The organism is Nostoc sp. KVJ3 (assembly GCF_026127265.1).
In the GTDB taxonomy this organism is placed as follows: Bacteria; Cyanobacteriota; Cyanobacteriia; order Cyanobacteriales; family Nostocaceae; genus Nostoc.
The window spans coordinates 45,071-57,665 of the sequence record NZ_WWFG01000014.1; the positions used below are offsets into that span (position 1 = coordinate 45,071).

Consider the following 12,595-nt stretch of genomic DNA (forward strand, 5'->3'; position numbering starts at 1 on the left):
CCTACACTTACTATATAGTGTCGTGCATCAATTGACAAGTGTAGACCATCAGTCTACTATATTTATATAGAGAAAGCGCCCCCGACCGGAAATCTGAAGCGCTTCTCTATGTCCATTAAGACTTTATCAATTATGACTCACGCCATTTACACAGCACAACAGCTGCAACTGAAATCTATTGCGCGACTCAAGCAAATCTACAGCGAAATCGCCTGCACAGTCGAAGTAAGCGACAAACGCTGCAAGGATTCTTGGATTAGTGCAATCGCTGAATATCAGGCAAGCAAGGTTCAGAAACTCGCCCTCACTGCCCCCGACGAACAAGCCGCAGCCCAAGCCGAACTCGACAGCTACATTGCTGACCAAGCCCAAGTTGTTGCTCCCGAACCCCTCACAATAGTCGAAATCTCGTTTGACCATCACGAATATTATGCTGATGACAAACTGGTAGCCAGCATCAGCTATGACGACAACCATTTAACGCAACGCTGGGTAGTCATGGTCAACGACAAAGAAGTATTTCGTGCCAACACTCTAATGCGTTGCGATCGCTTCATCCAATGGCATCATTCAATGAAGTCGGAAGTATTAAGTCGGAAGTCCGAAGTGGAAAAACTGTCTGAAGATAAAGTTGAAATCTTAAAGCTGGAAGACACAACTAAATTACCTCCGACTTCCGACCTCCGACTTCCGACTTCTGAGAACCTAATCATGGCGCATATCTTCAACGAGTGCCAGAATTACGGCTTTGAAATTCTCGATGATGGCATTTACAACAACAACGGCGTGAAACTGGGGCAAGTCGGATGCACTGACGGGAACTGGTGGGTAAAGAGGCGTTATTCAGGTCAGCAGCAGTATTCTAACTCGGTATATGATGCAGGTCGAGCGCTAACGTTTGGAGCGCCCAAAGGAGTAACTGCTGCGGGTTGGGCTTATTTTTCTCGTACTGTTGAACAATTGGCTGATAGTCGAGTGAGCATTCGTAAGCAACTAGGAATTCCTCATGATTCCCTTGTATTTGGGTTACTAGGGTCAATAGTGTTGACTCAGCGATTTCAATACTGCTACGGTTATGAATTAGTCAAAGCCTTCCAGAAAACCAACCCCAAAAACGTCATCATCTTAGTAGTGGGGGATGGAAGTGGCCTTTCTTATTTAAAGCAGTTGGCAGGTCAGGATCTGGGGAAACAAATTTTTCTGCCAGGTAATGTTCCTTATGAGCAAGTGCTGGACTACATGGCAGCTATGGATGTAGCTAGTTTACCTCAGAGTGTGGATGCAGTTGGTAGCTTTCGCTATACAACAAAGCTGAGTGAGTATGTAGCAGCAAGATTACCAGTAGTTACAAGTCAAATTCCTATGGCATATGATATTGGTGGAGATTGGGTTTGGAGGCTCCCTGGGGCTAAACCGTGGGAGGATTCTTATGTTAATGCCCTAGCTGTTTTAATGGAAACTATTACATTGGAAGAAATCAGCATCAAGAAAAAAGCCATACCAATTCAGCTATCAGATTTCGATCAAGAACAACAAGTGGTTCGGGTAACAGATTTTATCACCGAAATCATGAAGATGGAATTAATCTCATGAGTCATCTAAATCCTCAAATCACTTTTATTGTTCCCCGTCTACCTCCTGCGGTGGACGGAGTTGGAGATTATGCTTTAAATTTAGCCAAGCAAATGCGTCAGGATTTTGGCTTGGTAACTGATTTTATCATTGGAGACCCAAATTGGTCTGGTCAAGCTTTTGTAGACGGCTTTGCAGTTAAGCAGGTGGCAGATTGCTCTAGAGCGGCTTTGTTAGAATTACTACCTCGTGACCAGCACCCAACAACACCAGTACTTTTGCATTATGTGGGTTATGGTTATGCTCGCCGAGGCTGTCCGATTTGGTTGGTAGAAGGCTTGGAGTGTTGGCGAAAAGCTTTGACTAACGGACATTTGGTGACAATGTTTCACGAACTCTATGCCTTTGGCCCAATTTGGACAAGTCAGTTTTGGACATCGCCACTGCAAAGAAATTTAGCTGCACGTCTGGTGCGGTTGAGCGATCGCTGCCTTACCAGCAAGCAAGGATATGCTGAGATTATTAATAAATTAGGTCAAGGAAAACACTCTACGATTCCAGCTTTACCAGTTTTTTCTAATATAGGTGAACCACAACATCTAACCTCTTTATTAGAACGTTCTCGACGCTTGGTAGTATTTGGTGGTCGGGGACCTCGTTCTCGTGTTTATCAGAATTCGCAATTAGCGTTGCAGCGGACTTGTCTGGAATTGAAAATTGATGAAATTTTAGATATTGGTCCTACTTTAGATTTTGAAATTTATCCAATAAATGGTATTCCTGTCATTTGTATGGGAGTTAAATCAGCTCAGGACATCAGCAACTTATTATTAAATTCTGTTGTAGGTTTTTTTAATTACCATACAGAATACCTGACAAAGTCCACAATTTTCGCGGCTTACTGCGCTCATGGATTACTGCCTATAGGTATGTCCTATAAAGGAAAAGAAGTAGATGGTCTCAAAGCAGGGAAACACTACTGGTTAGGGGACAAGTATCTACACACGATGAACCTATCAGCAGGACAGATAGTTGCAGATAACGCTTATACTTGGTATCAACAGCACCAGCTATCAGTCCAAGCTCATACTTTTATGAAGTTCTACAATAAATAATAAAGTTCTACAATTTCTGTCAGGCGCTTTCCCCCGCTCCTGACATCCGTCCATGAATCGCTCGATTGCTTGTAAGCCGTGCCCACGCTACGTTATTACTAGAGCGATCACTCTTAAGGTGAGGCGTAACCCATCGCGCCCATATTCGTTCAAGAAAGCAGAAAATGCGCTGAAATCAGAACTGATGATTTTTGGTTTTGACTCGCTGATACAGTTGTTCCATTGTTTCAATAAAGGAAGCATCATTGTGCCAGAAATCAGGAAAATCCCCTTGTTTCTTAATCAAAATTGCACAGATACTACCTGGAGTCGCCACTTCAATAGTTTGTGGTAATCGCTTTGTACCTAACCAAAATTCTCTGGCATTTGGCATTTGGTTAAGAGATTGCTTTTCTAGCTTAGTGTACAGCGAATTAGAAAGTTCTAAAGGAATTTCCTTAGTATTCAATTCCTCAGAGAGAGCTTTTCCCAAAGGAGAATCAGCTAATTTGGCTTGAAGTTCTGCTTTCGATAATCCCCGTAATTCAAATAATAACCAGGGATTATTATCTAATTGAGAAGCCACTAAATAGTAAACTCCAGCAATGTGCTTACAGGGATTAGCATAATCTGGGCAAGAGCATTTAGTTTTGAAATCCTTACTACTATGGGGCAATAAATGTAGTCCCAAATGAGAGAAAGTATCTTCAATATTTTCTGGGACTTCATTTAGCAGCAATCGAGAAATGATACTGGCTTTAGAAGAAAGCTTTTGGATAGCTTCATTCCAACGTGTTTTAGCAATAGGTGTAATCTGAATCTCTATATTATAAGTTGGTTCTTTGTAAACTCCAAAATAGGGATTAACTGAGCCTCTGACTTTGGCAGTAATTTTATTTAAGTCAATCTCAAAACTTTTGACTTTACCACCGCTAGCATAAGACCGTCCTCTTTTGAGTCGGTTATCATCTGTAAAAGCTTCTAGTGCTTGAATAAAGCGATCGCCCCACCAAGTTCGACTAAATTTAGCCATAATATCTACTCCAAAATTGCACTCTTATTCAATGAAATCAACCGCTTAAAGGCTTCATTATCTAATTCGGTGAGCCAAGATTCATCGCTACCAACAACAGCATTAGAGAGTTTTTTCTTATCCTCAATCATTTGGTCAATTCTCTCTTCTAGAGTTCCAATGGCAACAAATTTATGCACAAAGACATTCTTTTTTTGACCAATACGGAAAGCACGGTCAGTTGCTTGGTCTTCAACTGCTGGGTTCCACCAACGGTCAAAGTGAAAGACATGGTTGGCTTTCGTGAGGGTGATACCTACGCCCCCTGCTTTCAAGGAAAGGATAAAAACCGATGGTTCTGTATTTGGGTCTTGAAATTCGGTAATCATTTGTTCTCGACGTGGGCGACTAGTGCCACCATGCAAATAGTAAGTATTGCAATGCAGACTGTGTTTGAGATGTTTCTCAATCTTTTCACCCACTTCCGTAAATTGACTAAAAATGAGTAAACTTTCTCCTTCATCAACTGCCTCCTCAACCATCTCTGCTAACCGACTGAGTTTGTGCGAACGCAGTGGTGAAAATTCGCTCCCATCTTGCAGAAATTGGGCTGGATGATTACAAATCTGCTTCAATTTCATCAGCGTTGAAAGAATCAATCCTTTGCGTTGAATTCCCTCTGCTGATTGCAATTGTTTTTCGACATCTAGTACCACCACTTCATAAAGCGATGCTTGCTCTTTGGTCAGGTTAGTGTAGAGTTTTTGTTCCACTTTATCTGGCAAGTCATTAATAATAGACTGGTCAGTTTTTAACCTTCGCAGAATTAGAGGTTCTACCAGTTTTTTCAAGGTGGCAGATTTCACGCGGTCATTGTCTTTTTGAATCGGAATCTCGAAAATTTTCCGAAACTGGGCTTCTTTACCCAAGTAACCAGGATTGAGAAAATTAAAAATTGACCATAAATCCAGTAAGCGGTTTTCTACAGGAGTACCTGTCAATGCCAGCCGATGTTTAGCTCTTAATTTTAAAATAGCTTTAGTTTGGGCAGCTTTCGGATTTTTAATATTTTGTGCCTCATCCAGTACTAAACGTTGCCACTCAATGCCGCTCAATAACTTTTCATCTTTGCGGACTAAAGTAAAAGAACTAATTATCACATCGTTTTGTTTACAAGCAGCTTTGAAGTCAGCTAGATTTTGCAGCCTAGTGCTACCATGATGCACCATAGTTTTTAAATGAGGCGCAAATTTAGCAATTTCTTTCTGCCAGTTGCCGACAACAGAAGTCGGGGCAATTAATAGTGTAGGCAGGGCAGATAAAGAAGTAATCTTTTCTCCTACTTTCAGAGCTGAATGTAACTCCTTCTCTTGCACTAATCGGGCAATCACCTGCACGGATTTACCTAAACCCATATCGTCTGCCAAACAGCCATTTAATCCCAAATTTTCTAGATATTGTAGCCAGGAAACACCACGTTTTTGATATTCTCGGAGTGTGCCTTGCAGATTATCAAGTTCAGAAATTGGTTCTAGGCGACTTTTATCTTGTAGCTTTGCTATCATCTCTGACAAAGCTTCGTCATGTTCAATTTCCCATTCTGACCCCAATTCAGCACTGCGTTGTAGAAACTCCAGTAAGGTCATCTGGGGTTGTTCGGAGCCTTTTGACTGCCAAAAGTCGAGTAACTGCTGCATTTTATCCCGGTCTAATTCCATCCATTGACCGCGAAAATGCACTAGGGGAGTTTTAGCATTAATCAGTTGTTCCCATTCAATAGGTGTGACAGTTTGCTCCCCAATCGCCAACTCATACTGATACTCCACCAGTGAGTCTAAGCCAAAATAGCTTTTTGTTTCCCCTTTCGTTGCAGCAAGTTTGCTACCCGATGCTTTGAGGCGAATTTTGGCGCGACGACGACCTGCCGGAGTATACCAAGCAGGTACAATTACTTTGAATCCTGAGTCTTCCAGTACCCAAGCACTTTCAGTAAGGAAGTCAAATGCTTCATCTAAGGTAAGTTGCATTGCTGTTGGCTTATCTGTCTCCAACCCAAGCCAGAGTTTGGGATACATCCGGGCTGCATACCCCAGATTCAGCAGTAAATTTGTTTCAAAATCTTTACCAAAATCTTTATGTACAGCAGTTTTGGTAAATTGATTCATTGTCCAGTAGTCTGCTAACGCTAACTTCAAGGATGGATCTTGTTTACTGGCTACTAGAAATTGAATTTGCCAATTGTCTATTTGTTCATTATCAGGAGAATGTAACTGGAAGCACAGATGAAAAGGTGAATCAGCTTGAGTGCGGGTAATTTTGGTTTTCCACATCAACCATTGCTGATATTCCTCGAGGGCAGTATTTGTTGTTAGTGGATTATGCTGACGAGGAGAAAAGCAAGATTCAATTAGAGAATCAGCAATTTGTTTGTCAAAAGCGGCTGTAGATGGGGTGTGAGTCACTAAATCATCAAGTACATATTCGGAAAAGTGACGCAATAGTGTTTCTCGATCAAAAAACTCAATGCGATCGCTAGTTTTTCCTGTACCTGCCACACAGATTAGTGGCATATATTCAATATATTTAAGAATATTTGCTTCATATTGTTCGGAAATAATTTCCCAGGTGGCATAAATTTCAAATGCTGCTTTATCAGTCTTGCTTTTGCCTTTTTTCTTCGGATTTTTCGATGATAACTGTCGATATTTTAGGGCGGGAATAAATTGGTCTTTGAGGATTACTTGTTTAAAACTCTGAGTGTAATGATACCAAAATAATAAATCTGAACCAATTTGAAACTTCTCGGCATTATATATTGCTAAAAAATGGATATCTTTAAGTAGTTTGATAATATTAAGTGCTGTGACGTTTTTGGTAGACACTACTGTTTCATAACAATCTACCTGCCAGTATTGGAATTCTTCATAACTATCAGTCAACTCAATTTCTAAATACTTGGTTAATTCTGGTGAGGGTAGGGGCTGATTATTGGTGGTTGGTAAGGCAAAGTATTTAGGAGATATGCGTTGAACAAATTGAGTATTGTGTTCTTTAATTCCCAATTCCTGTACTAAAAAGGCGATTAATTCGGATTTAAGCAAATGTCCAGGATGAATTTGTTGACTATTGGTGTGACTTTTTTGGGATAATTGAGTTTCTACCCACAAGTAAAAAGACCCTGACTGAATAAAGTCAGTTTCCTCCTTTGGTATCCAGGTGCCATGAAGTATTCTCATAGTGATAATGCCTCTGGATTGTTTGGAAATTCACGCGCCTTAGAACTACTTTAGCAAACAGAGGTGCTAGAACTATTTTCTTTATGCAAAAGAAAGCGATTACGCTATCGTGCGATCGCTTGTTCAGAAATCAGACATAAATCCTACATTTTGGCTACAAATCAAAGTCAAGGCTGAATGTTTCTCCATCAGAATCCTCTTGTTCCTCCTCTGTAATTTGAGTTGAACTCCAATAGGTGAGTTTGTTATCTTCTGTATTAATCGGGGTGAAAGTCGCTTGTTGTGTGGGAAATGCACCCTTTCTGAAAGCAAAATAGCAATCAATAATAAAGTAAAGCGTCTCCAGGTAACTCTTGCCTAGTTGCTGTGATTCGGCAAATATCCGCTCACGGTAGCTATCTTTGATCCGAACTTTTTCTGGGGTTAAGTCAAGTTTGTCTGCCATTGCGATCACTTAAGAGATGTAGTAGTTGGGTTCTTGGCAAAAATAGTTTTTGCCATCTCTAAAAGCCCAGAGACATTGGCTTCTACCGGATTGTCCAGGATTTTGAAGCCATTCTTTTCTAACAACTTTTTGAATCCTGGTAAAAGGCAACCTCCACCAATCGCCCAGATTTCATCCCCCTGATGCTTGGCATCCAGTGTCAGATTCACCACTTTCTTCAAGTATTTTTCATACCAATCTTTTAAAGAAGCACTGTATATATCTTTGATATCGATGTCACGGCTGTATCGGGTATGCCCCATTTCCAGACAAAATCGGATAATGGAAGGATCTCCGATTTTTCCTCCATTTAGATGTTTCATTTTTTGGGAGATATCATCGATGAGAACTTCCACACCGATGGGGTAGGCGGTGTGAACTTCTCGTTGACCCCGGTTGTAACGAGAATACAGGGTTGTTCCATTGCCAAAGTCTAAAATGGTTAATTTTTTCGGTAGTGGATGCCCAAACAATGCACCCATACCCTCTAGTACAACTTTCAGCACTTCTACTTTTACTTCTGATTGTTTGCCAGCAAGTATTGGCTGATATTCTCCATTGAGTACTTTTTGTAGTTCTTCAGCCAGACCAACATCATGTAAACTGACGACTAATTTTAAGTGCCAAGCCTTACGGTGTGGCAGATGTGCCAAGGCACCCAATAAAGTCAACAACGCATTATTGACTTTATTTTCATTATTGTCTGTGTTGCGGTCAAAATAATTTCCTGTACGGTAAGCAGACTCTCCAACAGTGTAAGCAGTGCCGTTAAAAACTACACGCCCTGGAACATCTTCCATCTCGGCATTGGTTATATAGCTGGGGACACGAACCACTTCAAAACCTTCGACTAAAAGTTTGAGACTTCCGTAACCGTTGTCGAAACCCGCAGGAAAAATTTTTTGTAACGTGTGAATGTTTGACATAAAGACAAAGGTAATACACTTTGATTTGTGAAAATTATCTGTTGAAGTGATCTGCAAGAGAAAGAAGAATAAAATAACTTCCCTTTTTTTGCCTAATCTCAAGAGCTTATCATAACCCCTTGGGGGCTAAATGGGGTACAAATTGTCAGCCAGTCAAATATACCCCATTTAGCACCTATGTATATCCTATATAGGGGTCAAAATGTAACCAAAGTCCTGATCTGTTGTTGGGGTATATATAGCTCCCATATAGCCCCCAGAAGGAATTTTTGAAATCTTTTTTATCAACGCAGCAGAAATTAAATTAGATCGTTGTTGACTCTTTGATTTATACTTTAATGTCAATTTTTTGTTGAAAAACAATTCAGTCTTTCACTCTAACTTCTTGCTGACTACGTAACGAGTGGGTTACTACTTGCTTACAGGTTCAGCTTTCTCTACTGAATTATCATTCACACCCAAAGTCAATTCCAAAGGAATTTTTTGGGGATAAGCTTTTACTACTTGCCGATAAACATCATAATTAGTAGGTAGGGTCTGCTGAGAATTACCCACTCCATAGGTCAGTTTGTACTTTACATCTTTGATTAATTCAGGTTTGCCTGCCTCTTCTTGAGGCCTTTTACGTTGTTCAACTTCATCAACACTTGGTCGCGGCGGTAAAGTAGGCCACCATAACCCTCTGTCATCTGGGCCAACAACTGCTCCTGGTGGTTTCAATCCATTCCGATTCAACACTGAAGTATTAGCAAAAGTTTCAGTGCGTGGTTGTGGTTGACCTGTTAGGTTATTAGCATACTTAACTTGCCAGGAGTAACTGGTGAGCGCTGTAGCTTCATACTGTTCAGCAGTAGTAGTGCTGCAACTAGCTAGTGTCAGTGCCGTTAGTGCAGTTATTATTGAGGGTAAAAATCTCATTTGCATTATCAATCGTTAATATCTCTACACCAGTGACTCTTGAAGAAAGTGTGTGGTCATTGCTGCCAAGGAGAAGGAATCGCTGTTGTTGAAAGCACTTCCCTTGCTTCCAGCCTAATCGCTGTTTGCTCACAGTTGGGGCATTTTACCTTTGTGAAAATCACTGAAGGTCGTCCTTTGTACTCGCCCATTACGGGATCTCCAGTGTACTCGCTGATTATCCCTTGCTTGCAGTGGTAGCACTCGAATATCACACGCCCTACCTCCGAGTTGCAATCCAGGAATTGCATGTGCTGACAGGGTTCTGGCGGTAATTCTTCTTCTTCATCGCTCTTTGTCAATTGACCCTGTTGCTTGGGCTGTTGCGGTAATTTGGATTTTCTCTTGTCAGCAGAGGTACGTTTGGCTTTACTTTTCTCTAAATGTTGCGGTTTTCCAGCAGCGTTTGTCTTTGACCTTACAAGAGGTATTACCTCTGCTTGGGCTGGCTGCTCAACTGACGGCAGATCAACACTGGGAGTAATGTTAGGCTGAGAGATTGGCTGCTGTTTATCTACTGGTTTATAAGCTACAAGGTCAAGCTTTGGACTTGGGTCGTTGGGTTTTGGCTGTTGTTTAGGTGGCTTGGGCGATCGCTCGGTAGACTTCATCAGAACTTTCTTTCCAGAACTTTGGGAAATGAGTGTATTTTAACCGCCAATTTATTTCACTAAATCGCCCCTCATCACCAGAACGAAAGTATAGTTAGCTTTTTAGGTGACAAGCAATTTGGAGCATTAGTTTTTCATTACTTTGGTGTAAAACTTGTGAAAATCTTTGCGGTCTACTTAAATTGTCATAGAATCAGTTCATTCTGTAACTAATATATGTTTTTTCATCAAAAATCGTATAGTACTAAGAAAATATGATTATCGCAGTTACTAATCAAAAGGGAGGAGTAGCCAAGACAACCTCTACTATCGCACTAAGTGGATTGCTGGCAGAAAGTTCCTCCTGCCTTGTAGTTGACTTTGATCCCCAAGGTAATTTAACCACGGGTCTAGGAATCAAGATTCAGCCAGGGCAGAAGACTGCTTATGAAGTACTTACAGATCGTAAACAGAGCGCATCTGAAACTATTATTGACACCGAGTACGGAATCAAGCTGATTCCGGCTGACATATCTCTTGCATCTGGAGAAAAGCAAATTTTGACCTCGGCAGATAATAGCCGAATCCTGAGAAAGAAGTTGAATCCTTTACGGCAAGAATTTGCTCATATCCTCATTGATTGCCCACCTAGCTTAGGTATGCTGACTCTAAATGCACTGATGGCAGCAGATGCAGTCTTGATCCCCGTTCAATGTCAGTTTTTTGCTTTAGAAGGCTTACGACAATTATTGGAAACTATCGAAAGTCTTCGTGATGAAGACACTCACCCCAATTTGCAAATTTTAGGAGTCTTGCCTACAATGGCAGACCGTACACTCACGACCCAAGATGCTCTCAAAACTCTTAAAACTAAACTTCCTGGGGTCAAAATTTTTGAACCAGTTCCTAAGTCTGTTCAGTTTCCAGAGTCCAACTTGGCGCGTCAACCAATTCATCGATATACCACAGAAAGAAAATTGATTGAACCTTATCAAGAAATCGCCAGGGAAATGGCAGAACAGGAGTAATATGGCGAAGCGGCGCTTGTCAATGGCAGATGAAATGGAATTTCCGAATAAAACCAGACAATTCCTTGACTTAGTAGGAGTTACCAATAATCCTCAACTCTCGGAAAACGAATCTATTGAACAATCTTTATTAATAACTCAAATTCACCTAGCTGCTCATCAGCCTCGGCGTTATTTTTCAATTCAAGGAATGGAAAGCCTAGTTGCTTCTATTCGTGAACATGGCATCTTGCAGCCACTGCTTGTCCGACCGTTAGAATCCGGTAATTATGAATTGATTGCTGGTGAACGTCGCTACCGTGCGGCTCAAACTCTTGGAATGGAGCAAGTTCCGGTTATTATCCGCCATCTCAATGACCAAGATGCTTTCCAAGTCGCCCTCCTCGAAAATTTGCAACGGGAAGATTTAAATCCGGTTGAGGAAACTGAAGCTATTTTGCAACTGCTATCTATCCGCTTGGAATGCTCTCAAGGAGAAGTTATTTCCCTACTCAATCATATTGCTAACCGACAAAAGCAAAAAACAGAAACTACGAACAACGTTGTTCGTAACCAATGGGAAATGGTAGAAAAGATATTTTCAGTAATAGGTAGGTTGACTCCAGACAGTTTTCGTAGTCATCGCCTACCTTTACTAAATTTACCTAAAGATGTTCTAGAAACTTTGCGCCAAGGACAACTAGAATATACCAAAGCTCGTATCATCGCTCAATTGAAAGACAAAGATCAGCGACATCAACTTCTAGTGAAAACTATTGAAGAAAATCTTTCAGTTAGAGATATCAAAAGTTACATTCAATCAGTTCAACCTCCTAAGTCTTCTCAGCCGAATATCCTTCCTAATCGGATGAAGGAAGCCTATCAGCGAGTTAAGCAAGCTAAAATCTGGGAAGATCCTAATAAAGCAAAAGTTTTAGATAAGTTGTTAGGGCAAATTGAAGCTTTATTAGAGTAAAATCTATGGTTTTTTACAACATATTTCACTCTCCTCACCAACCTTTGAGGCGTAGCTTGCATAGCTTGCGCTCGTAGTCATCGTATGGTGAAGCGAAGCAGCATTTTCGACTTTATCATCTACTATTATTGTAATCTCAAAAGAGTATAGTATTTATGTACTATGATTGAACTGAATCCCAGTACTATAATAGTCTGCGGCATCGGATCATAAGCAATGTCCACTCCTCCTAATCTTGCCCCTCAAGAAGTAAGCGCCTTTCCTCAAAACGAAACAATCACCGGAGTCGTAGAACGTTTAACTTTTTACTCTGCTGAGTCAGGCTACACCGTGGCAAGATTGACTCGCCCACGTAGTACCGAACTCACAACAATTGTCGGCAGCTTCGCCAATATTCAGCCAGGGCAGACTTTACAACTAACTGGTTTCTGGCGTGACCATCCACAATTTGGGCCACAGTTCCAAGTAGTCAACTACAAAGAAACCAAACCAGCAACGCTTACCGGAATTGAAAAATACTTGGGTAGTGGGCTGATTAAAGGTGTTGGTCCAGTCACAGCAAGACGGATTGTTGCTCACTTCGGGCTTGAAACCCTGGACATCATCGAAAATCAGATTGAACGACTGATTGAAGTCCAGGGTATTGCCAAAAAGCGGATCACTCTCATTAAAAACGCCTGTCAAGTCAAAAAGCCATCAAAGAAGTAATGGTGTTTCTCCAGGGGCATGGCGTTTCTACCA

Annotated in this window: 10 protein-coding genes and 1 pseudogene; 5 read left to right on the top strand and 6 right to left on the bottom strand. The window is 41.1% G+C overall.

The features are described 5' to 3' along the window. Positions 1 to 108 precede the first annotated feature (108 nt). Positions 109 to 1,593, top strand: coding sequence for a glycosyltransferase (locus GTQ43_RS40050; RefSeq protein WP_265278186.1), 1,485 nt, complete (start codon positions 109 to 111; stop codon positions 1,591 to 1,593). Further along, positions 1,590 to 2,687 carry a glycosyltransferase family 1 protein gene (locus tag GTQ43_RS40055; protein WP_265278187.1) on the top strand — a complete coding sequence of 366 codons (1,098 nt, stop codon included), beginning with the start codon at positions 1,590 to 1,592 and terminating at the stop codon, positions 2,685 to 2,687. The genes GTQ43_RS40050 and GTQ43_RS40055 overlap by 4 nt, the downstream gene beginning before the upstream one ends. Positions 2,688 to 2,862: 175 nt before the next feature. Here GTQ43_RS40055 and GTQ43_RS40060 read toward each other — a convergent pair whose 3' ends face one another. The 6 genes from GTQ43_RS40060 to GTQ43_RS41640 all read right to left on the bottom strand — a co-directional run bounded on the left by GTQ43_RS40060 (position 2,863) and on the right by GTQ43_RS41640 (position 9,892). Then, positions 2,863 to 3,699 (bottom strand): SWIM zinc finger family protein, encoded by an 837-nt coding sequence (locus GTQ43_RS40060; protein ID WP_265278188.1) that lies wholly within the window; start codon positions 3,697 to 3,699, stop codon positions 2,863 to 2,865. A gap of 5 nt (positions 3,700 to 3,704) precedes the next feature. Beyond that, positions 3,705 to 6,914, bottom strand: a complete 3,210-nt coding sequence (locus GTQ43_RS40065) for a DEAD/DEAH box helicase (RefSeq protein WP_265278189.1) — start codon at positions 6,912 to 6,914, stop codon at positions 3,705 to 3,707. Positions 6,915 to 7,068: 154 nt separating this feature from the next. Next, positions 7,069 to 7,359, bottom strand: coding sequence for a hypothetical protein (locus GTQ43_RS40070; protein WP_265277490.1), 291 nt, complete (start codon positions 7,357 to 7,359; stop codon positions 7,069 to 7,071). Positions 7,360 to 7,364: 5 nt separating this feature from the next. Beyond that, entirely contained in the window at positions 7,365 to 8,324 is a 960-nt protein-coding gene (locus GTQ43_RS40075; protein ID WP_265278190.1) for a ParM/StbA family protein, read from the bottom strand. Positions 8,325 to 8,735: 411 nt separating this feature from the next. Beyond that, positions 8,736 to 9,248: a hypothetical protein gene (locus GTQ43_RS40080; RefSeq protein WP_414859201.1), complete on the bottom strand. Its 513-nt coding sequence runs from the start codon at positions 9,246 to 9,248 to the stop codon at positions 8,736 to 8,738. Positions 9,249 to 9,298: 50 nt separating this feature from the next. Next, entirely contained in the window at positions 9,299 to 9,892 is a 594-nt protein-coding gene (locus tag GTQ43_RS41640; RefSeq protein ID WP_321162570.1) for a hypothetical protein, read from the bottom strand. Positions 9,893 to 10,146: 254 nt separating this feature from the next. Between GTQ43_RS41640 and GTQ43_RS40090 the strand changes: the two genes are divergently transcribed. The 3 genes and pseudogenes from GTQ43_RS40090 to GTQ43_RS40100 form a co-directional block, all read left to right on the top strand. Then, entirely contained in the window at positions 10,147 to 10,899 is a 753-nt protein-coding gene (locus GTQ43_RS40090; protein WP_179070380.1) for a ParA family protein, read from the top strand. A 1-nt stretch (position 10,900) separates the two neighbouring features. After that, a complete protein-coding gene (locus GTQ43_RS40095; RefSeq protein ID WP_265278192.1) occupies positions 10,901 to 11,854 on the top strand; it encodes a ParB/RepB/Spo0J family partition protein in 954 nt (317 codons plus the stop codon). A gap of 216 nt (positions 11,855 to 12,070) precedes the next feature. After that, positions 12,071 to 12,595, top strand: a pseudogene (locus tag GTQ43_RS40100) (helix-hairpin-helix domain-containing protein); the annotation flags it as partial.